23 protein-coding genes and 1 tRNA gene are annotated in these 23105 nt (G+C 26.9%); 3 read left to right on the top strand and 21 right to left on the bottom strand.

Features of this window, described 5'->3' with window-relative positions:
- Window positions 1-7: 7 nt before the first annotated feature.
- From BP997_RS03435 to BP997_RS03445, 3 genes are read right to left on the bottom strand one after another with little or no spacing between them, the layout of a single operon-like run.
- On the bottom strand, window positions 8-901 hold the full coding sequence (locus BP997_RS03435) for a DUF4013 domain-containing protein (protein ID WP_413825037.1): 894 nt from the start codon (window positions 899-901) through the stop codon (window positions 8-10).
- Window positions 901-1653, bottom strand: coding sequence for a DUF4013 domain-containing protein (locus BP997_RS03440; protein WP_409198171.1), 753 nt, complete (start codon window positions 1651-1653; stop codon window positions 901-903). The genes BP997_RS03435 and BP997_RS03440 overlap by 1 nt, the downstream gene beginning before the upstream one ends.
- A gap of 27 nt (window positions 1654-1680) precedes the next feature.
- Entirely contained in the window at window positions 1681-1899 is a 219-nt protein-coding gene (locus BP997_RS03445) for a helix-turn-helix transcriptional regulator (protein ID WP_409198172.1), read from the bottom strand.
- 257 nt (window positions 1900-2156) lie between these two features.
- Between BP997_RS03445 and purB the strand changes: the two genes are divergently transcribed.
- Window positions 2157-3506: an adenylosuccinate lyase gene (gene purB / locus BP997_RS03450; protein WP_409198173.1), complete on the top strand. Its 1350-nt coding sequence runs from the start codon at window positions 2157-2159 to the stop codon at window positions 3504-3506.
- Between the two features lie 26 nt (window positions 3507-3532).
- Window positions 3533-4393, top strand: coding sequence for a hypothetical protein (locus BP997_RS03455; RefSeq protein ID WP_413825034.1), 861 nt, complete (start codon window positions 3533-3535; stop codon window positions 4391-4393).
- A 91-nt stretch (window positions 4394-4484) separates the two neighbouring features.
- Here BP997_RS03455 and BP997_RS03460 read toward each other — a convergent pair whose 3' ends face one another.
- From BP997_RS03460 to BP997_RS03490, 7 genes are all read right to left on the bottom strand, one after another.
- Entirely contained in the window at window positions 4485-6932 is a 2448-nt protein-coding gene (locus BP997_RS03460; RefSeq protein ID WP_413825032.1) for a heavy metal translocating P-type ATPase, read from the bottom strand.
- Window positions 6933-6979: 47 nt separating this feature from the next.
- Window positions 6980-7189, bottom strand: coding sequence for a heavy-metal-associated domain-containing protein (locus BP997_RS03465; protein ID WP_409198176.1), 210 nt, complete (start codon window positions 7187-7189; stop codon window positions 6980-6982).
- A gap of 187 nt (window positions 7190-7376) precedes the next feature.
- Entirely contained in the window at window positions 7377-8600 is a 1224-nt protein-coding gene (locus BP997_RS03470; RefSeq protein ID WP_413825030.1) for a metal-dependent hydrolase family protein, read from the bottom strand.
- 27 nt (window positions 8601-8627) lie between these two features.
- A complete protein-coding gene (locus BP997_RS03475; protein WP_413825027.1) occupies window positions 8628-9020 on the bottom strand; it encodes a DUF126 domain-containing protein in 393 nt (130 codons plus the stop codon).
- A gap of 60 nt (window positions 9021-9080) precedes the next feature.
- The gene (gene truD / locus BP997_RS03480; RefSeq protein WP_409198179.1) at window positions 9081-10376 is read right to left on the bottom strand and encodes a tRNA pseudouridine(13) synthase TruD; all 1296 of its coding nucleotides are present in this window, start codon (window positions 10374-10376) and stop codon (window positions 9081-9083) included.
- Window positions 10377-10462: 86 nt separating this feature from the next.
- A tRNA-Arg gene (locus tag BP997_RS03485) sits at window positions 10463-10536 on the bottom strand.
- A gap of 123 nt (window positions 10537-10659) precedes the next feature.
- Window positions 10660-12024, bottom strand: a complete 1365-nt coding sequence (locus BP997_RS03490) for an AIR synthase-related protein (protein WP_413825025.1) — start codon at window positions 12022-12024, stop codon at window positions 10660-10662.
- A 459-nt stretch (window positions 12025-12483) separates the two neighbouring features.
- Here BP997_RS03490 and BP997_RS03495 point away from each other — a divergent pair, with 459 nt between their 5' ends.
- A complete protein-coding gene (locus tag BP997_RS03495; RefSeq protein WP_413825023.1) occupies window positions 12484-13620 on the top strand; it encodes a carboxypeptidase-like regulatory domain-containing protein in 1137 nt (378 codons plus the stop codon).
- Window positions 13621-13695: 75 nt separating this feature from the next.
- Here BP997_RS03495 and hisH read toward each other — a convergent pair whose 3' ends face one another.
- From hisH to pcn, 11 genes are all read right to left on the bottom strand, one after another.
- Window positions 13696-14292, bottom strand: a complete 597-nt coding sequence (gene hisH, locus BP997_RS03500) for an imidazole glycerol phosphate synthase subunit HisH (RefSeq protein ID WP_409198182.1) — start codon at window positions 14290-14292, stop codon at window positions 13696-13698.
- A 13-nt stretch (window positions 14293-14305) separates the two neighbouring features.
- Entirely contained in the window at window positions 14306-15388 is a 1083-nt protein-coding gene (cfbD, locus tag BP997_RS03505; protein WP_413825045.1) for a Ni-sirohydrochlorin a,c-diamide reductive cyclase catalytic subunit, read from the bottom strand.
- A gap of 96 nt (window positions 15389-15484) precedes the next feature.
- Window positions 15485-16987, bottom strand: coding sequence for a catalase (locus BP997_RS03510; protein ID WP_409198183.1), 1503 nt, complete (start codon window positions 16985-16987; stop codon window positions 15485-15487).
- 128 nt (window positions 16988-17115) lie between these two features.
- The gene (locus BP997_RS03515; protein ID WP_413825021.1) at window positions 17116-18303 is read right to left on the bottom strand and encodes a redox-regulated ATPase YchF; all 1188 of its coding nucleotides are present in this window, start codon (window positions 18301-18303) and stop codon (window positions 17116-17118) included.
- A gap of 143 nt (window positions 18304-18446) precedes the next feature.
- A complete protein-coding gene (locus BP997_RS03520) occupies window positions 18447-19217 on the bottom strand; it encodes a proteasome assembly chaperone family protein (protein ID WP_409198185.1) in 771 nt (256 codons plus the stop codon).
- Window positions 19218-19240: 23 nt separating this feature from the next.
- Window positions 19241-19408 carry an RNA-protein complex protein Nop10 gene (locus BP997_RS03525; RefSeq protein ID WP_409198186.1) on the bottom strand — a complete coding sequence of 56 codons (168 nt, stop codon included), beginning with the start codon at window positions 19406-19408 and terminating at the stop codon, window positions 19241-19243.
- A 59-nt stretch (window positions 19409-19467) separates the two neighbouring features.
- Window positions 19468-20250, bottom strand: a complete 783-nt coding sequence (locus BP997_RS03530; RefSeq protein ID WP_409198187.1) for a translation initiation factor IF-2 subunit alpha — start codon at window positions 20248-20250, stop codon at window positions 19468-19470.
- 130 nt (window positions 20251-20380) lie between these two features.
- A complete protein-coding gene (locus BP997_RS03535; protein WP_409198188.1) occupies window positions 20381-20560 on the bottom strand; it encodes a 30S ribosomal protein S27e in 180 nt (59 codons plus the stop codon).
- An 8-nt stretch (window positions 20561-20568) separates the two neighbouring features.
- Window positions 20569-20847 carry a 50S ribosomal protein L44e gene (locus tag BP997_RS03540; protein ID WP_409198189.1) on the bottom strand — a complete coding sequence of 93 codons (279 nt, stop codon included), beginning with the start codon at window positions 20845-20847 and terminating at the stop codon, window positions 20569-20571.
- A 389-nt stretch (window positions 20848-21236) separates the two neighbouring features.
- Window positions 21237-22250, bottom strand: coding sequence for a hypothetical protein (locus BP997_RS03545; RefSeq protein ID WP_409198190.1), 1014 nt, complete (start codon window positions 22248-22250; stop codon window positions 21237-21239).
- A gap of 94 nt (window positions 22251-22344) precedes the next feature.
- Entirely contained in the window at window positions 22345-23079 is a 735-nt protein-coding gene (gene pcn, locus BP997_RS03550; RefSeq protein WP_409198191.1) for a proliferating cell nuclear antigen (pcna), read from the bottom strand.
- Between the last annotated feature and the right edge of the window lie 26 nt (window positions 23080-23105).

Below are 23105 nucleotides of genomic sequence, written 5' to 3' on the forward strand. Positions count from 1 at the left end.
TCAAAAATTATTTTATTATATATTTTTCATCAACATTTAAATCTTTTACTCTTTCATTATAAAGAGAACCTAATGTCCTATCACAGAATAATGATAAGAAGGGAGTTATAAACAATCCCATGATTACTAAAGTGACTAAACTAGTTAAAATAACTTGAGAACTAATCATCATTACACCAAGCATAATGAATGAAATAATCATGCTCGCAGCGATTCCAATAATTACACAAATAATAACAAGCATAAATAATGCTCCAATATACCTAATCCAAGAAATTGAATTAATAATATTTAAAATATCTTTAACTTTAAATGCAAAAGTTATTTTTCCATCATTTGCAATCATGTGATTTATTGCCATTATTTGAATTAATACCATTAATATTGCACATATTATTCCAACACATGACAATATGGATCCAATTGTTAAAAATATGCCTCCATATGTCATGATATAAAACCCAGTTACTAAAAGTATAATAGGCAAAATATCATATGCAATTTCTACAACTGTTATTTTTAATCCTTCAATAAACATTAATAAAAAATTATTAAATTTAGGTAAAAAATTATTTTTATTTATAGCTTCTTTTATTACTCTATAGTCATATCCTGTTGCTAAAATTCCCAATAAAATCATTACGATTCCTAAAATTATAGATTCATATAAATTTGTAGTTGGAATTTGTGCAAAAATATGATTAATCTGTTGATAAAAAGTAGTTGCAGTTTCATTTATTAAAGTAGAACTACTTGAAGTCATAAGTGGTGTTGAAATAAGATATGATATCCCTAAATTAATTGCACTTATTAAAGCATAAAATATTCCTAAAATTATTATTTTTTCTTTTTCAATGAAAGGATAATGTAAACTTTCTTTTAAAACATCTGTTACACTCATTAGTCATCACCGTCTAAAGGTTCATAAATTAATCCAATAGCCCTACTTTCAAATATAGTTAAATATGGAGATATCAAGAATAAGTAAACTGAAATAGTTATTAATAAACCTATAATTAACCCTATATTCAAACCAAATGCACTTACAAATGCTCCAGATATACCTAATGTAATCCATATTAATGCTAAAATTATACCTACAATGATTGAAATTACTGTAATTATAATTATTAGTCCTAAATAGAATCCTATATATCTTAACCATCCTACATTAGATATTATTTTCCAAATACTTTTATAATCAAATGCATCTTTAATTGATCCATTATTTGCAACCATATTAGATACTGCCATTATTGATAAGAAATAGAATAATATAGCTAAAATAATTGATATAATTATTCCTACAAACATTACCCCTGATCCTACATTATTATTTAATCCGGATATTTGCCCACCTATAATTAAACTAGCTAAAAAAATTATACATGGAATTAAAAGGTAAATAAATTTAACTAAGAATACTTTTAATCCATCAACAAACATTGAGGTTAAATCATCAAATTTTGGTAATTTATCATCCCCATTTATCATTCCATGAGTTGCTGTATCTAGCACCCGGTAATAATACCCTAAAACCAAAAATATTGGAAGTATTAAGAAGCTGAAAAACATCATTACTCCTAATTTTAAAAGAGTTTTCCCTTCTTGTAAGGAATACTCTAATGAATCTTTATAAATATCTAGTATCATTTTTATCACATTTTTATTTATTTTTAATTAATTTTCATCATTCATATTGTCATTTTCAAGGATAAATACGTCTTCAATATACTCACAATTTAGTGCTTTGGTTATTTTATAAGCCAAAATAAGAGATGGATTATAACGTGAATTTTCTAAAGCATTAATTGTTTGTCGAGTAACTCCAACTTTATTTGCTAATTCTTGTTGGTTAATACCCTTTTCTTGGCGTATATATCTTATTTTTGTTTTCAATTAACCACCTTCAAAGGTTTTTTTCTAGAATTTTCAATATTGAGGTTGTTAAAAATACATTACAAATGTAAAATATACATTCCATATGTAAAATATAGATTACATAATATATAAACATTATGGAAAAAACTAGAAAATAGCTAATTATATTTAACAAAAAAAGAAATAATATAACAATAGAATAACTATTAAAAAAAAAAAAATAGAATCTATTAAAAAAATTAACAATGATAAATAATCTAAAAAGGAGTATGAAAATGGCAATACACCCTATTGAATTTAGATATGGAACCCCCGAAATGAAAAATATATGGGAATCAGAAAATAAATTACAAAAGAAATTAGATGTAGAATCCGCTTTAGCACAAGCAGAAGCAGAACTAAATATATTACCAAAAAATATAGCTGATGAAATTTCATCAAAAGCAAATACAAAATATGTCACCTTAGAAAGAGTTAATGAAATAGAATCTCAAACAAAACATGACATAGCAGCATTAACCAAAGGACTAGCAGAACAATGTGAAGGTGAAGCCGGAGAATATGTACACTTTGGAGCAACTTCCAACGACATAGTAGATAGCTCAAATTCTTTATTAATTAAAGATAGTATAGAAGTCTTAGAAAATAAACTAAAAAAATTAACAGAAATTTTATTAAAATTAACTGAAGAAAAAAGAGACTTAGTTACCATAGGACGAACACATGGACAACACGCTCTTCCAACAACATATGGGATGAAATTTGGAATATGGGCAGATGAAATGCATAGACAATATGATAGACTATTAAATGCTAAAAAAAATGTATGTGTTGGAATGATGGATGGTGCAGTGGGTACTACTGCAGCTCTTGGAGAAGACGGTTGGGAGATACATAAAAAAACTTCAAAAATATTAGGATTAACCCCTGCTACAATAACAAACCAAGTCGTTCAAAGAGATAACCATGTCGAATTCATAATGGTTTTAGCAAACATAGCAACAACTATGGATAAAATAGGTGTTGAAATTAGAAGTTTACAAAGAACCGAAATTATGGAAGTTGGAGAATTTTTTGACCCTAAAAAACAAGTAGGCAGTAGTACCATGCCACATAAAATGAATCCAATAACTGCAGAAAGAATTTGTGGTATTTCTAGAATAATTAGATCATACGTTGTAGCTGCGATGGAAAATAATCCCCTTTGGCATGAACGAGATTTGACAAACTCTTCTTGTGAAAGAATAATGTTTCCAGAAGCATGCATATTAACAGATTATATATTAAATCTTGGAATTAAACTTTTAAGTAATCTTGAATTCCATGAAGATAACATAGAAAAGAACTTAAATTTAACAAATGGTTTAATAATGGCTGAAAGATTAATGGCAGAACTTACTAGAAAAGGAATGGGTAAACTAACCGCATATGGTATTGTACGAAAATGTGCAATCCAAGCTAAAGAAGAAAATGAATTACTTTCAGATCTTATATTAGCAGACAAAGATGCATCTAAATATTTAAGCAAAAAAGATGTTAAAGAAATTATGAACCCTCATACTTATTTAGGTTCATCAACTATAATTATAAATGAACTATTAGAAAGTTCAAAAAATTGGTTTTAAAACTATTATACAGGAGATGACAATTAATGTCTGAATTTTTAAATCTTAAATCCATTGACTTATCATCTTTAACAATAATTGGAACAGGAATAAATGTAATTTATGCAATTATACTTACATTAATTCTTTTAATTGTTGGAGGAATAAGTGCAGGATTTAATACTATTGGCAGTCTTTTAATGATTGCACCAACAATAATTTTTGGTACAATGATAGTATCTATATTTGAACTATTTACTAGATCATATATTTATAATATCCTTGCTTCAAAATTAGAGAACATAAAAATTAAACTTTTCGAAAATAAGGAAATAAAAGAAATTTCTGTTATTCCTACAGCTGTTATGGTAACTATAATCAGTACAATAATGTTTATAATATTTTATTTAATTAATTTATTCGTTGCACAATTAGTATTCAGTGTTATTTATCAAGTTTTAATGGTTGCGGGTAATTTAACTTTAGTTTATATGCTTTATCAAATGATTTATTTAATGAGTGATCCAATTATAATCATTCTTGCAATAATTTTTGTAGTAATTGCTACTTTTATAATAACTACAATAAGCTGTTATGTTTATAATATGCTTACAAACAAAATGTATGGTGTAATGTTAGGATTAGAAAAAGAAGATGATATGACTATTATTAATTCAATAAACCCTGTTAACAGTGCCTTAATCCTAAGTATTATTGGGTTAGTTATTAGTATAATCTTAGGCATAATATTATTAATTACAACACATAATGTTTATAGTTTAATTAGTGCCATTTTAATTGGATTTATTGGAACATTTTTATGTGTATTAATAACTAGTTATTTATATAACATATTAGCTCCAAAACTTGGAAAAATTAAAATTAAATTAACTGAAAATGTAGAATAAAATTATTCCACATTTTTAATTTTTTTATAAAAATATGAATTTCAAAACATACATAAAACTTAAAATAATGATTGATTAAATAAACAAAAAACTAATTACTACTTCTTTTAATTGGCGGTACATACCTTTTAAGCATTAATGATAATGAAATTACTGTAACTGAACTAAATGCCATAGCTAAAGCAGCAAATTCTGGACGAAACATAATTCCAAATGTAGGATATAAAACACCTGCTGAAATAGGTATTAAAATTCCATTATATGCAAATGCCCAAAAAATATTCTCTTTAATTCTAGACATTACTTTATTAGAAAGTTGAATAGAAGTAACTACACTTTCAAGATCTCCTCCTACAACAACAATATCCCCACTTTCCATAGCAACATCAGTACCATTACCCATTGCTACCCCAATATCTGATTGTGAAAGAGCAGGAGCATCATTTATACCATCCCCAACAAAAAGAACTTTACCTTTTTCATCATTTTTTTGGATATTTTTAACAATTTTTAATTTATCTTCAGGAAGTACATCAGCTTCAACATTATCAATATTTACTTCATCTGCAACAATTGTTGCAGTTTTTTCATTATCCCCTGTAACCATATAAGTAGATATATCCATAGAGTGCAAAGCATTAATTGTTTCTTTAGAATTATATTTAATTTTATCAACTAATGTTAAAATTCCTTTAACTTCTTCATCAATAGCTAAAAATATTACGGTTTTATTTTGAGAAACTAAATCATGATATGTTTCTAAGACCGATGATTCAATTTTAATATTTTCACTTTCTAAAAGATTTAAATTACCCACTAAAATATTTTGACCATTAATCTTACAGTTAAGACCTTTACCAGTAATATTATTGAAATCATCAATATCAAATAAATTAATATTTAATTCATTAGATTTATTGATAATAGCTTTAGCTATAGGATGTTGAGAATTATTTTCAATACTTACAACATACTTTAAAACTAAATTTTCATTAATTCCATAAGAAATAATATCTTCAACTTCAGGTTTTCCTTCAGTTATAGTACCTGTTTTATCAAAAATAGCAACATCAACATCTCCTGCCGTTTCAAGAGTATCACTATTTTTAATAAGAATACCATATTCAGCAGATCGACCTATACCAACAGTAACTGCTGTTGGAGTAGCTAAACCTAATGCACATGGACATGCAACTACTAAAATAGAAATAAAAGTAGTTAATGCAAAAAGTAATGTAGATCCTAAAATATAATACCAAATAATAAAAACTGTAATAGCTATTGACAAAATAATTGGAATAAAATAAGTAACTGCAGAATCAGCAACCCTTTGAACCGGTGGCTTAGAACTTTGAGCTTTTTCAACCATAGTAATGATTTGAGATAAAATTGTTTCTTTACCTATTTTTTGAGCTTCAATTTTTAATATTCCATTTTGATTTATAGTCCCTGCAAATACATTTTCATTAAATTCTTTAATTTTTGGTATTGGTTCACCAGTTATCATAGATTCATCAACATAACTAGAACCTCCAACAACTTTAGCATCTGCAGGTATTTTATCACCTGGTTTAACTAATAAAATATCTCCTACTTTAATATTATCTATAGGTATCTCTTTTTGATTAATTATTTTATTATTATGAAGTTCTAATAAAATAGCTGTTTTAGGTTGTAACCCCATTAAATTTTTAATTGATGAAGAAGTTTTATTTTTTGCTTTTGATTCTAAATATCTACCAATTAAAAGAAAAGATGGAAGCATTAATGAAGTTTCATAAAACATAAAAGAGCTGTTAAGAATTATATTAAAAGTTCCAAGTATACTTGATATAAATGCAACTAAAATACCCATTGTATACATTACATCCATATTAAGGTTTCTATGGAATAAACCTTGAAATCCTGCTTTTAATATTGGTAAACTAACATATAAAAAAGGAATAATTGTTATAATTAATGATAATTCCCCCATTGTAATAAATGGAACATGTATAGGAAAATACATTAAAAATGTTAATATTGCTGAGAATATAAAACCAACAATGATTCTGTTCCTTTTATCATTTAAATCATTTTGGTAAATTTGTTTTTCATCAATATTTAATTGCCCATCAATTCCTAATAACTCAAAACCTAATGAGTCAATGACTTTTTCCATATCATTTTTATTTACCTTAGATTTATCATATTTGATTGAAACTTTTTGTGTAGTTAAATCAGCATGAACATCAAATATACCATTTAATTTATTTAAAAAATTTTCAACATTCATAACACAAGAAGCACAATGCATTCCATTTAATCGTAAAGTTATTTCATCTGAATGTGTTTTAAATCCTAATGTTTCAACTACATGATTAATTTCATTAAATGAAACTTTTTTAGGATTAATTTGAATGTGAAGTTTGTTATTTGTTAAATCTGCATTAACTTTATTAACTCCTTCAATTTTATTGAATGCATTATTAAGATTTAATACACAAGAAGCACAATGCATTCCTTCTATAGGAATATCCAATGTTTTTAACTTAACCATTACAATCTCCTTTCTATATTAGGTTAATAAAAGAATTTAATTAATATTTATTTTACTACTTTAAAACCTACTTCTTTAACTGCTTCATTTATATCTTCACTTGAAACATTATCAGAATCTAATTCTAATTTAACTATACCGGAATCTAAATCTGCATTAGCTTTCAAAATTCCTTCTACATCTTCAAGAGAATTTTGAACTGCTAATACACAAGAGTTACAATGCATACCGTCAACTTTGATATCTTTTTTAATCATATGTTCATCTCCATTAATTAACTATTGTTAATATATTATTATATGTACTATATAATTTTTAATAAAAATTATTATCCATTTTTTAAAAATTTTTATGTTTAAAACTTATCAATATATTAAATATAAATTTAAGCAAAAAAATTTATTTAAAATAAGCATACTTTTATGAAAAAATCATGAAAATAAATTAAAGTGTATTCTTTATAACATTACCATCTTGAACAACTAAAGAAATATTATTAGAATCACCTAAAGAACTAATATTTTCTAAAGGATTTTTATTAGACAAAATAACATCAGCACTTTTCATTGGCTCAATTGAACCAATTTTATCATCAATCCCTAAAAATTTAGCAGGTTCAATAGTTCCAGCTGCAATAGCTTCAGAAGAATTCATACCTAAATCAACTAAAAATTTAAGTTCTTCAAGATTATGACCATGAGGAATAACCCCAGAATCACTACCCATAAACATTTTAACCCCTTCTTCATAAGCAATGATTTTATTTTCCTTTTGAACTTTGTTTAATTCTTTAACTTTAGCTTTTTTTTCATCATCCAAATAATTACCATTTTTAAATAAAGTATCAATTACCATAATAGTTGGAATAATAGGAGTTCCTTTTTTGGCCATTAACTTTGCTAAAGATTTATCAATATAAGTACCATGTTCAATTGAATTAACACCTGCTTTAAAAGCATTTTTAATACCTTCTAAACCATGAGCATGAGCAGCCACTTTAGATTTTCTCATTTTAGCTTCTTTAACAATAGCAATTAACTCTTTTAAATTAAATTGAGGATATAATGATGAATCATTTTCACTTAAAGCCCCACCTGTTACCATTACTTTAATAAAATCTGCTCTAGCCCTAAATACTTCTCGAGTTTTACGAATAACATTTTCAACACCATCACATAAAGGATTAGGTAAACCCGGATATTTAATTCCCATATTAAAACCAGAATTAAAAGTTAAATCAAAATGACCTCCAGTAATTGAAAGAGGAGTTACACTCAATAACATTTTAGGTGATGGAAACAAACCTTTTTTTTGAGCCATTTTAGCACCAATATCTGCAAGACCACAATCACGAACTGTGGTAACTCCAGCATCAATGGTATCATGCATATTAATAATACCATTGAAAAAATGAGTTGATAATGGATTTTTCATATTATCTTCTTTTTTAAAGCCATTAGCAAAAAGATGAGTGTGCATATCAATGAATCCTGGAAGCATAAATTTGTTATCACCGTCAATAATTTGAGCTTCAACCCTATTTGAAACATCAATATTTTTATCAATATTAAAAATTTTTCCATTTTGAATATATACTGAAACATCAGATAATGGTTCAGATTCATTAGGATTTATTAAATTAACATTTTCAATTAATAATTCCTGCATAAGTTAACACCCAAAAAAATTTTAAATTTAAAATAAAATATGTATTAAGCCCTTATTACAATCTACTTCAACAGTAACTCCATTAATTAAATTATCTGTAGAAGAAGGAGAATCAACCATAGGTATGTCAGACATTATTGCACCAGTAGCTATTATAGGTTCTGCATTTAAACATATAATAGCTTTAGGAGCTGTCCCATTCTTCTTCATTTGAAATATAACATAAGAACCTACTGTAGAACCTTTTCCTCCAGGGATAAATAAAATTTTATTTTTAATACATTGACCACTTAGGTCATGATGAGGATCAATAACTACACCAGAATCTGGATTAACTCCCCCTAAAAAACTTAATGGTTTATTACTAACTATTAATTCACCAGTACTTTTCCCTCTTGAAATTTTTCTACATTTTATCATAAAATCAACCTAAAACCATAATTTGAATAAATAATATAATTTATTATTAAATTTTTTAAACTAAACAACATCCACTTTCATAACTTCCCTTAAAACAGCAGTTGCATAAGAACCTTTATTAATAGAAAATTCAACTAAAACACCCTCATCAGTGGATGAAGCCATAGTATCCCAAATTTGAAATCTCATTGATCTTCTCAAACCATGACTTCCAAGTTTTGGCATTTTAGGACACTCAAAATCTTCTCTTGTCAAATTATAACTATTCAAAATGGATTTTTCCATATCCCCAACTTCACCCTCAGCAAAAGGAACTTTAGTTCCAAATAATGGAGAAGTTTGATTAACTTCAAAATTAGAAACTAAATGTTGAAATTCCTCATGAGTTTTATCTCTAACAATCCTTTCTTCATTATCAATTACAATATCTCCATCAATATATTTATCTAATCCCATTTTCACTCTATGACTAACAACATTATTAAAAATAAATGATTGATATGCATTAACAAACATTCTTTGTAAAGGCTTTGGAAGTGCATGAATAGCACGTTTATAAGAATCATCATCTAAAATATCTTTTTTCTTAGATTCTTTTAAAAGTTCTTTAATCATCATCTTTTCATAACGCATTCCTTTAGGCATTAATTCAAAAGATTTTTCTAAATTCCCATCATCATAAGCTTGACGAGCTAATTGATTTTCATTTCGTTCTTCAGGAGAAGGATTACCAATATACAACCTTACTGCTTCTTTTAAATCATTGTGTATTAAAGCTTCACCAACAAGATGAGTATTTGTTCTAGGTTTTCCAAATCTTTGCCAACCAAAATAATTAGGAACACCTGTAAATTCTAACTCTTTTAATATTTTTGAAGCTCTTGAAGCAGCATCCGAAATAATTTCAGTATTATCTCCATCTGTTTCCATTCCATTTATATCTTTAATTAAAATTTTAAATTTATTACCTTTTAATTGGCCCATACGTAACTTTTTTCTTCCACGAATAATTTTTAAAAATTGGGTTTTATAAATATTTCCAGCTAAATCCTCAACTTGTTTCAATTGTTCTTCTGAATCCATATTTGCAACACAAAGCCACTGACGAGTTAAAGCTTTTTTATCTTTCATTCCAGCAAAACCCATCCGTTTACGGTCTATATGTAAATCTCTAGAAATATCTAACATAACATCTAAAGTTGTTCTTCCAATTTTCTCAATCCAAATCCATATATTTGGACCTTCACCTTCTGGAACTATTTCTGGAATTTCTTCCACATAAAAATCTTCATAACGATTTCTAATAGTTCCTCCAATCCCTTTATCTTTTGTAACATATACATTTGCATTAAGCATGAACAAAACCTCAAGAAAATAAATATTTGAAAAAAGTATAGTTTTCTATAAAAAATAATATTTGTAAGTTTAAAAATTATTTATAATGCCCTGACCGGGATTTGAACCCGGGGAATAGGATCCGCAATCCTACGTGTTATCCAAGCTACACCATCAGGGCAATGAATTATTAAAAATAATATTGTTTTTATAAACTTAAAATTTATAAGTTTATAATTTTATATTACTCTTTTTAGTATATAACTATTATTATTAAATTTTTAAAAAATAAAAAGGAAAAAAATTATTTTTGATTATTAATATAATCAATAACTTTTTCTTTCTTTTTAATTGAATTATTAGCTGCTTTTTGAACTTTCTCTTTCATTATTTCAAAATCTTCAGGAGTATTTTCACCACGAAGCTTTTTTATTTTAGTATAAGCAGCTTCCCTGAATAAAGGTTCAAGAATATCTACGTTTCCATCTTCTTTTATTAATCTAGGAGTCTTTTTATTATCTACTTTACCAATTTCAAAAATATTAACTCCTGCAGATTGAATTACATTAGTAACATCATATACAATTTCAGGAGGAACAATTAACATTAAGGAATCAGTTGAAACACCTAAAGGATCTATATTTAGAGTATCTAACATTTTGAGTACATTAGGAGCTACAGTTTTTCTTAATTTATCTTGATAAAATTCCAATCCTACCCCAGTTACAGATGAAATCTCATGAGCATCACCACGAAGACCCCCATTAGTTACATCAGTCATAGCATGTATGTCTTTAATTAAATCATTATTAAATAAAGCATTAGAAGCTTTAATGAAACTAATATCAAGAGTATCCCATACAACATCGAAAAAACCATTATATAATGCTGTAGTAGTTATAGTTCCTCCTCCAGAACCTTCAGTCATTAAAACAACATCCCCGGGTGTTGCTCCTTTCCGTGCAGTAGGAGGATATTTAGAGACACCAACACTCCCTACTGCTGAAACAAATCGATCTCCTAAAACCATATCTCCACCAACTCTTAGGGTGCTTCCAGCAACAATTGGAGTATCTATTAATTCTGAAACTGCAGCAACACCTGCAGTAAAATCAAATATTTTTCCAACATCTCCATCATCAGCCAAATGAACATCACTTAATATAGCTATAGGATCTGCTCCCATCACACATACATCTCTAAGTGTTGCTCGAGTTACATGAAACCCTCCTAAAAATGGATAATCACTTAAACGAGAATGTATACCATCTACTGCAGTTGTTACATAAACATCTTGATCAGTGTTTACTTTTACTACACCCCCATCATCTTGAGCTGAAGGATTTACTAATGAAGAGGTATTAGCACTGGACACAATTTCAGCAATTTTTCTATGTACAAAAAAGTCACCAGCACCTCTAGATCCAACACCCATTTTACCCATTGAAATATCCGCTTTTGGTATATTTATTATTTCTTTTAGAAATTCATCATTTGAGTTTTCAACTTTTAATGTGTTTTTAACTTCTTCAATTACACTTTTTGCCATTAATTTAGAATAATTTTCATCAACATTTTTATATTCTCTAATTCTATCTGCTAAAAGTGTTTCAAGTGTTTTTTCATCTGTTGTTTTAATTCTACGTCTAACAAAACCTTCAATATCCATTTTTACACCAAAATAATGAAATAAAAAAAAGTAATATATTTAAATTTTAATCAATAAATATCATGATTTTTTTTATTAAAATAATTAATTTAATATTATAATAGTTTGATTTTATTGTTTTATATAATTTATGTAAATCATGAAAACTTTTTAAAATAAATAAGAATATTTTAAATTTTAGAGACCTAAAAAATATTTAAAAAGAATAAAAAAGTATATGTTAAAACTTTATTTAATTTTAAAAAAATATGAAAACTAAAAATTTTGACTTAAAAACACGATTATAAAAATTATAACATGACATAATTAAAAAAACGTTCCAGAAATTGGAACAAATACATAAAAATATAATTTTTATAAGCTAAAATTTAAATAATATAAAAAAAATAAGTAAAATAGTGCTAACTTCATTTTTGTTAGCTTTTTTTAAAAAAAAATATAATAAAGAGAAAAAATAATATGAAAAAATTTAATAAAATTATTTTAATATTATTATTAATCACAGTAGTTACAACATCATTATCTGTAGTTTCTGCAGCGGATATTGATAATGGAACTGGAATCTCTAATGATAATAATATTAACTATGCTCAATTAAGTGTTGAATCTCAAAATAATACAAATGACGTGAATAATGCAGAAAGTATTAATTTATTAAGTGATGGAAGTAATAATACAAACAACAATACAAATATTACCCCTCAAACTAATAATACAAAAGAATTTAATGTAACAGTTGAAGACTTTGGACAAATATATAAAAATCCAAAAAATTTAACCATCAACTTAACCAATTTTACCAATGGAAAAGTTATAGTAGGACAACATATTGCATTAAACTTAACCCGTTTAAGTGATGGTGCAAGCAAAATCTACTGGGCAACCACTGATACAAATGGTCAAGCATTTTTAGATATAAACCTATTTCCAGGATATTATAGTGTAGATGCAAGTTGTGGCGATGGATCTAATTTTAAAAACTTTACAGTATATAAAATACCTAGTGGAGTAATTCAAAATAATTTTGAAGTAAACCATAAAGGTGAAAGTTTTAGAAGTATCTTATACAATTTATATTTCCAAGTTTTAGGAAATCAAAAAGTTTATTATACCATTAGTAATGGTAATTCTAATAAAACTTATACAACAACCACCGATAGTAATGGATATGCAAGATTACCTATTAATTTAGGTGCTGGAAAATATACTATTACTTTTTCATACAATGGTGATGGTATAACTTCAGGTTGTTCCGAAACTAATAATATTACAATTTATCCTTCTTCACATAAAATGCCAACTACTGTAGGTATCAGCGGAACACAAAATAACACATTTAATATTACTAAAGGAAAAAATCTTACAATAATTGTTCAAGAAAGTAATGGTTTATTATTCCCAAATACAAAAGTAACCGTTAAGATTATTAAAGGAAGTTTAAGTAAAACTTATACTGTAACTACAAACAGTAACGGAATTGGAACATTACCTATTAATTTAAGTGCAGGAGATTATACTGTTAAATGTTCTTATGCTGGAAGTTATTATTATGCAGCTTCAAGTTCAAGTACTGTATTAACAGTTAACAATGCTTAATAAAGTAAAATTAGAATATATCGGAAGAATAAATAATATTTTTTCTTCCATTTTTTTATTATAAAAATTTAAATACTATTTTTTTAAATTAACAAAATTTTTTAAAATTTTAAGTCCCGCAACACCACTTTTTTCTGGATGAAACTGTGTTGCAAAACAATTATTATTAGATAAAGAAGCTACTAGATTTACACCATAATCCGTGATCCCTGAAACAATTTCTTCATCTTCAGGATTTGCATGATAAGAATGAACAAAATAAAAATATTTACCATCCACTCCTTCTAAAATAGGGCAATTTTTTAGCACATTCAATTTATTCCATCCCATATGAGGAATTTTTCTACCGTAAGGTATTTTATTAACACTACCTTTAAATATATTAAGGCCTTTAATACCAACAGCTTCTTCACTAGAAGACAATAAAACTTGTAAACCTAAACATATCCCCAAAAATGGTTTATCATCATTAATATGTTCATATATTAAATCTTTAAATGGTTCAATATTTTTCATAACACTTCCAAAAGCACCTACTCCGGGAAGAACTAAAAATTCAGAATCAGCTATTTTTTCAGGATTACTGGTAATTTCTGCATTATAACCTATTTTAGTAAAACCATTATGAATACTTCTAAGATTTCCACTATTATAATTAATTATTGTTATCATTTATAATCCTTCTTTACTCATTTTCCCAATTAATTACTGATCTAATCATCATGCCAAAATCTGAATCAACAATTTTTTCTGTTCCTAATGTTTTTGAATGAGCATCTAACTCTGCTATTACATAATCATAACCTAAATCTTTTAAGGGTTGAACTAACCTTGGCCCATCAGTTATAGCTATAGATTTACAGCTAAAATTTTCTATATGTAAAGCATGAGGAACTCCAAATACAACTACCAAATCAAAATCATTAGCTTCTAAAAATTTTTCAGCAATTTTTGGAGCAATCGGATATTCATCTAAACCTCCAGTAATATAATCAATATTAACATTATTTTCTTTTAAATCATTTTTTACATTAATAGCATGATTTCTTATTCTAGGTAACCCAATATTTTCATCCAAATTGGCAAGAATCATAGGTTTATTATTAGGATTAATATCTTCATAATTAAAATTTATTATATCTGCAAATAGATAAGATGTCTCTTTTTTAGCATTTAAAATGAAACAAACTTTTTTGTTTTCAGCCAAATATTTAACAATGATTTTAGCTACTTTCTCTTTATTGTCTCCAAAATTTGGTTTAATATAATTACCTTTAGCCATACCTCTTGTTTTCTCAATTTCGGTAGCTAATTTAAGCATTTTAATTTGACGATTTGCTTCTTCTTGAGGAATTACATCATATTCAGCAGCAGACTTTAATACTGCAATAGCACCTTCTGTATTATCACCTTCACCGAAACCACCATGGGAGGCTACAGGCAAAATTATAGAATCTAAATTTAATTTTTCAATAGGTTCTTTTAAATCTTCCCCAATAATCATACTAGCACAGGTACCAACAATACCTATAAGTTTTGGTTTAAACACTTCATTAACTTCTTTAAGTGTTTGTTCTAACTTTTCTGAAGCACCTAAAATAAAATCATTTTCTGTCATTGCTGTAGTGACTACACGAACACCATCAGTTTCGAGAAGCCTACCAGTTCTAAAACAGCAGCCATGAGGACCATGCATAATAATAACATCAGCATTTAAATCTCTTAAAGTATATAATGAAGCCGCAATAGGGCTAGGACGTGGATGCATCAATTTTTTACTCACCTGATAAAATTTAATCTAATATACTTTATTGAATACAAAAGTTATATAAGTTTCTAAAAAAAGTTTAAAAAAAAAATAAATTTAACTTAAAGTTGATTTAATCCTATCTTCTTGAGTCATTGAGGCTAATTTTTCAACTTTATTAATGTTTAAGTTTAAACCATTTGCAATTCTAGTCCCATACTCAATATCTGCTTTATAAAATAAAGCAACTTGCCTATATTGAATGTTTTCATTAACTCCTGAAATACTATTAAGTATGTTAGAAATTAAATGTGATTTATCTTCCTTATTTAAAACTCTTCTATAAAATTCACCTACTTGTTCAAAATCAACATCTTCTACCTGTTGAGTGTGTCTATCAATTACTGCTTGGACATCAATAGTTGGAGCCTTAAAACATGCTTCAGGTTTAGGACCTTCTAAAGAATTTGGATAATAATTAGGATAATGACTTCCTTTATTTACATTCATCGGCCCATCCATTTGATAAGTAGAAACTTGATTTTTTGTTTGATTTATGGGTATTTGATGATGATTTGCACCTAATCTCCATCTTTGTGTATCTTCATATGCAAATAAACGTCCTTGTAATAATTTATCCGGAGATGGACCAATACCTGGCACAAAATTAGAAGGTGCAAATGCAGATTGCTCAACTTCATTAAAATAGTTATTAGGGTTTTTATTTAATACAAGTTTACCTAATGGTATTAAAGGATAATCAGAATGATACCATACTTTTGTAACATCAAATGGATCAAATTTATAATTTTTAGCTTCTTCATTTGTCATTATCTGAACAAAAACATTCCATTCCGGATAATTCCCATTTTCTATAGAATTGTATAAATCTTCTGTTGCATAATCCGGATTTTCACCAGCCATTTTAACAGAATCTTCATCTGTAAAATTTTTTATGCCCTGTTTTGTTAAAAAATGATATTTTACCCATACATATTCTTCATTCTCATTATACCACATATAAGCATGTGATGAAAACCCATGCATATGTCTAAAATCTCTCGGTGTTCCCCGATCAGTAAATAAAAATGTTAATTGATGTAATGATTCAGGAGTTAAAGAAAAAAAATCCCAAACCATATTTGCATCAGACAAATTTGAAGTTGGATGTCTTTTTTGAGTATGAATAAAATCTGGAAATTTAATTGCATCCCTTATAAAAAATATTGGAGTATTATTACCCACTAAATCATAATTCCCTTCTTCAGTATAAAATTTAACAGCAAACCCTCGTGGATCCCGTACAGAATCAGCAGACCCTCTTTCACCACCTACTGTAGACATTCTAACAAAAACATCTGTTTTTTTACCTACTTCAGATAAAAATTTAGCCCTAGTATATTCAGACAAATCATGAGTAACCTCAAAATAACCATGAGCTCCAGCACCTTTAGCATGCACCACTCTTTCAGGTATTCTTTCCCTATCAAAATGTGCTAATTTTTCAACAAGATATGTATCTTGTAATAAAGCATAACTAGATTTTTTACCTGTAGTAATAGATGATTGATCATTTGCTACAGGGGCACCTTTATTAGTTGTTAATATTTTTTTTACCATAATATTACCTTATAACAATTAATTACTAAAATATAGTATTAAATAGTAAAAAAAGTTTTCGTTTTATAATATTATGAAAAAATAAATATTTTTAATAAAAAAAGTTCAAAAAAAGAAAATAAAAAAAATTAATGTGTGGTAATACTAATTATATCTCCATCAATTAATTCATAATCACTAGCTATGCGCATATTTTTTCTAGCATCAACAGCAAACATGAATTTATCACCAATATCAGAGTGAATTATATATGCTAATTCATGTGGATTAGAACCTTTAGGAACTAAAATACCATCAGGAAGAACATTACCCTTTTGATCAGTAAATTTATGTTCATCTTGAACTGGATAAACAACAATCATATTAAGTAATTCGAATATTGCTTTATTTAAAGCTTCTTGAATACCGGTACTGCCATATTTTTCTAAAATGTTAGTTCTAATATATTCAAGTGCTTTTATTTGATTAGCATTTAATTTTTCTGGATTTAATATTTCAAAATCAGAATCTCCTGAAACATATTTAATTAAACCAGATTCAGCAGCTCTTACTAAAGCAAGTTCAGATTCCGCTGAAGCAGGAACTACATTAGAATATTTTTCTTTAATACGTTCAATATTTTTATCAGCACCAGGTAAATCCGCTTTATTAGCAACTATTAACATTGGTTTAGCAATATTTAAAATTTTTCTAGTTAATTCTATTAAATCTTTTTCTTCCCATTTTGTATAATCCGGTTCAAAACCTCTTAAAGCTTCAATAATATCTTCAAGCATTATACCAGTACCAGATAATTGATCATAAATCACTTTTGAAATATCTAAGTGTTCCGCACCAACTTTACGAATTAATCTTGTCCAATTTCTGTTAAGTATTCCATACATCCACATTACTATCTCATTTTCAAGAAATCCTATATCTTCTAAAGGATCATGTGAACCTAAATCCACGGGATTTCCTTCTTCATCAGTAGACCCTGAAGCATCAATAACATGAAGAAAAACTTTTGCTTGAGTTAAATCGTCCAAAAATTTATTACCTAAACCTTTACCTTCATGAGCTCCTGGAACTAATCCTGCAACATCAATAAGTTCTATTGGAATAAGTCTTGTTCCATCTATGCATATAGAATTTCTCGGATTACATGAAACATTTAATTCTTTACATGGGCATTTACATGTAACATGCGCAACTGCTTTGTTTGCATCTATAGTAGTGAATGGATAATTAGCCATTTCAACTTTTGATGCTGTTGCTGAATTAAAAAATGATGATTTACCTACATTTGGTTTTCCTGTAACTGCAATTTGAATCATTTAATCACCCCTATAATAATTTTTTTAATATGTGAAAAATTTTTTAAAAATAAAAAAAAATAGTTAAATCTTATTTTATATAAGATAATTACTTAAAAAAATTATAATAATTATTTATAAAAATTTAATGATAAATAAAAAAATCAACCTATATATCTGAGATCATCATCAGATTGACCCATGGATTTATTTACCATATCTTGTTCCATTTGTTGAGCTTGATTTAATAATTTTCGAGTTTCTTCAGCTCTTTCTTCTAATTCATCAGTATTAATATTAAATTTTAAAATTAAAGATAATTTTTGAAGAATAGCCTCAGCAGCTTCAGCATCAATAAAATAGCCTGGAGTTTCGCCCATTAAACAAGCCCCTGACATATTTCTTAATTTTCCTAATCCTAGAATAAGCCCAGAAGCCCCAACAATTCCACCATCAGCAGAACGTATTTCAATACCTGCTTCTTTAAGAAGTTCTATATTTTCGAGGTTTGTAGCTGCTCCAAAAACTTTTGTTTCTTCAACCGGTTTGCCTGTTGCTAAACCGCCTAATGTAAATAATTGTTTAACTCCATAACTTTCTATAAAATCTAATATTAAGCCACAAAGTTCATATTGACCTTCTGGTGATAATCCTTGAGTATTTCCCACTAATAGAATAAAATCTTGAGAATTTTCTCCTTGAGATTTTAAATAGTAAAGTTCATTTACCATACATTCAATAATTCCATCTTCCCCAACAAATACTTGAGGAGGAAAATGAGGAGAATATATTTCGGCAAATTTAGTGGCTCCTAATTCATCAATCATATGATCTGCAGCTAATTTACCTACATGACCAATTCCAGGAAGTGCTTCTATAAAAATAGGATTATCTAAATTAATCTCTTCAATCACATTAATTTGAGTATTTTTCATAATATTCCTCCTTAAAGGAATTTTTACTTATTATCCATTTCTTCTTTCAATTTTCGACGATATTTGCCATATTTATCTTCAATTGAATATTTAGGTGGATAAACAACTTTTAATTCTCCACCACAATTAGGACAAGTATCTTTTATAGTATAAATGTCACATAAGGGGCATTTACGCATTTTCATTTTCATGTTAAATCACTACTAAAAAAAAGTTAAAAAAAGTAAAAATTATAAAATTAAAAATAATTTTAATCTAATTCTCGTAAAAATTCGCCTTTACCATTAGAATCTTCAATGACTTTAATACAATTATCTGCAGCTTTTTTTAGTGTTTTTTCTGCTAAGATATAATCAGTTGATTTAACTGTGATTCTATAACGTGGAGCACCAACACATTGAACTTCTACATCTTCAATTTTTTCAGCAGATTCGAGAGCTTTTCTAACTATATCTACACCATTTGATTCATAAGTTTCTATATCAACATAACCAGTTATATGAACTTCTGGAGGAGTTATATTATTTTTAGCTACTTCTGTGATAGCTTCAGCCCATTCTTCATTGATACCTTCATCAGTAAGTGAAGATTTTCCTTCATCAGCAGCAATTTCAAACGCACCATAAACATCACCAAAAATATCCATGATTTCATAACCTACTTCCTTGTAAGCTGTGTTTAAATCTTTATTTAAAGATTTAGCTGCTAATTCTAAGAATTTTTCAGCTTTTTGTTCAACTTTCCATTGTTGAATCTTTTTTGTTCTTTGATCTTCTCTTATTCTTTTTAGTGATGCATCAACATGCCCTTTTTTTGGATTAACTCTTAATACTCGAGCAACAATCTTTTGATTTTCTCTTACATGATCTCGAATATTTTTAACCCAACCAGATGAAACTTCAGAAATATGAATAAAAGCTTCTTTTCCAGAATATTCCTCAAGTTTTGCGAATGCACCATAATTAAGAACTTTATAAACTGTACCAACAATTAGTTCTCCTTCTTCTGGCCATTCTTGACTTTTTCTTACCATTTAAACACCTGAATAGTTTTTAAGATTAAAATTAAAAATAAATTTTTAATTAAAATCTATATTTTATATAAAATTAAAAAAACTAAAAACCAATTTTTAAAATTTTAATGAAAAAAAATAAAAAAAGAATTTAGTTTAAAACTTCTTCAATATGAGCTATTATCTTTGCTTTAGAACCACGTGATTTTACAATAGTTTTACCGCAGATAATACATTTTACATCAGAAGCTGCACGATCAAAGATAATTTGTTCATTATCACAATCTAAACATTTAACCTTTAAAAAGTTTCCTCTACCTTTACTAGCCATTTTATCACCTATTTAGATACAAATTCAGGTTTTCCTGTTCTGAAAGAATTACCGATATGAGATTTACCACATTCTTTACATTTATATCTTAAATCTAATTTTTTAATCGGTTTGTTACCTGCAGGTAAAGGTCTTGGATAACCTCTGTAACCAGCGGTAACTCTTCTAAATTGTCTTTGACCCCATTTTAATTCACTTGCTTTTCGTTTTTTAGCTGTATGAACTTCATGAATTGTATGTTTTTTACAATTAGGACAATATCTTCTTTTTTCTTTTGGTATCTTCATTTAATCACCTTAATACAATCTGAATTTTTCAGATTTCCTTTTTTCATCTATTTTTTCTAAAAATACTATAAAGGAATCAATTAAATTTCCCAATAGCTGATGACATATCTATAAAAATAATTACAATAAACAACACCCAAGAATCTATTAAATTTCTTAGTAGCTGAATATTACATTACTAAACTAAAAAGATTTTATTAAATATCTTATTAATTTATAAATGTATTTTTTAAGAATTAACTTAATAGAGTTAATCTTAAATTATTTAACAATAAATAAAAATTAATTTATATAAAATTTTTATTACCATAAAATAGATACATATTGTATTTTATAATCAATTAATATTTAAATTTAATGTTTTTTTATTTAAAAAAGTATTAAAAATATTAAGGAATTTTAATTAATCTTGCTTTCCTATACTTTACAAAAATTTTTGCATTATCCCTTGGCATTACAACAATGTCTTGAGAAAAAAAAGGACCATAAACTTTTTCATCGACCCCAATTATTGGTTCTACATCTTTGAAAATGAGTAATGTGTCATTTATAGAGTTTTGATTAATATTTTTTGAATAATTATTATATTCCTCTTGAGTCTCTTCGTTAAAATCTACAAATTGATTATCAATTCTATTTAAAATATCAGATAAATTAGAATTTTCTTGCTGAGTAGATTTATTATTTTTTATTTCATTTTCTTTATTTAAATCAGAATTTTTGGATTGATTTTTTAATAAATTAGAATTACTTTTTCGTAATTGCTTTTCAATGGGTTCAAACTTTTCATCAGATAAAACTTTAGCATTTTTAATTTTTTGAAGTTCATCTAAAACTTCATCATTTTTAAAATTTTTGGAATTTTCTGAATTTTTAAAATCACTGCTTTGTTTATTATTTTCTTTTTCATTTAAAGTATTAATTTCTTTTAAAGATTCACCTGAAGCTTTTTTTACATTATTAGATTTAAATTCTATATTATCTTCTTTATCTTCTAATTCTTCAGTAAATTTATCCAAAGATATATTTCCCCTATGATCCCTTAAAGTATCAATTAATGAAAAATATAAAGTTTCTTCTTCTTTAGTTAAATTTAAAGGAGTTGTATCAAGAAAATCAAATTGGGGTTTTCCTTTTTTAAATAAATGATATGACCTATGAATATTCATTAATGCAGCTTCAGTTATTTTATGTTCTCTGCGTTCACATATTTCTGTAGCAATTCTTTGAGCATCTTTTAAAAGGTATTGTTTATCTGAAAAAGGATCCGGACCTACAGTGGTTTTAAGTTCATTAATATAATTATTAACATTTTTATAAAAATTATCTCCTACTCTAGCTAAAGAACTATTATTTCGCTCTTTTTTCTGAATTTGACGTAAAGTTTGAAAAAATTCTTCCACTATAATCCTCTCTAATTAATTTATTAAATAAAAAATAATTTTATGAAAATATGTAAAAAAATAAGTAAAAAAAGTTAAAAAATAGAAAACGAAATTAATCGTCCGCTTCTATTCTAGGAGCAAGTAAAAAACTAAGCTCTCCATCTTCTGAGACCATTTTAAGACTTAAATGTAAAGGCATATCATTTCCAAGTTTAATGGTTGCAACATCTGAAAATTTATCAGCTTTTAACATTTCTCTTATTTTTTCTAATGAAAAAATAGATTTTGCTTCTGTATCAATTTTTTCACCATGTAAATATTCTATGTTTGCATCCCCAAATTCACCTTCAGCTGATGCTCTAAATTTTTCAGAATCAACAATTAAAGCTATTTTATCAGAAAATATATCCATATCTTGAATAGAATCTTTTAGAAGAGCGAAAGGAATATCAAACTTAGTAGGGTGCTCTAATTCTGGAGGAGAAGGAGCTTCATACTCCATATCAATTAGTCTAATCTTAAAAGTTCTCTTAGCTTCGCCTTCAAAGGTAATAATAAAATTTCCTTCATCTAATGACATTATCACACGATCATTAGATTTAGAACGTTTTAATACCTTCATTAATTCATCAGTATCTATATTAATCTTTTCAGGTTCATCGCAAACATATTCATCAAATAAACTTGCCTTTAACTCTAAATGCACAAATGTGATATGACTACGATCTAAGGCATCCAAACGGATACCTTCACTATCAGTTTGTATTTGCACTTCATCAACAATGGAAGATATTGCATCAAAACTTGTTTTTAAAATGTTAGGATCACTTAATTCAGCTTTAAACATTCAAAATCATCTCTCAATTAAAATTC

The sequence above is a fragment of the Methanobrevibacter sp. UBA412 genome (assembly GCA_002495685.1).
In the GTDB taxonomy this organism is placed as follows: domain Archaea; phylum Methanobacteriota; class Methanobacteria; order Methanobacteriales; family Methanobacteriaceae; genus Methanobrevibacter_A; species Methanobrevibacter_A acididurans.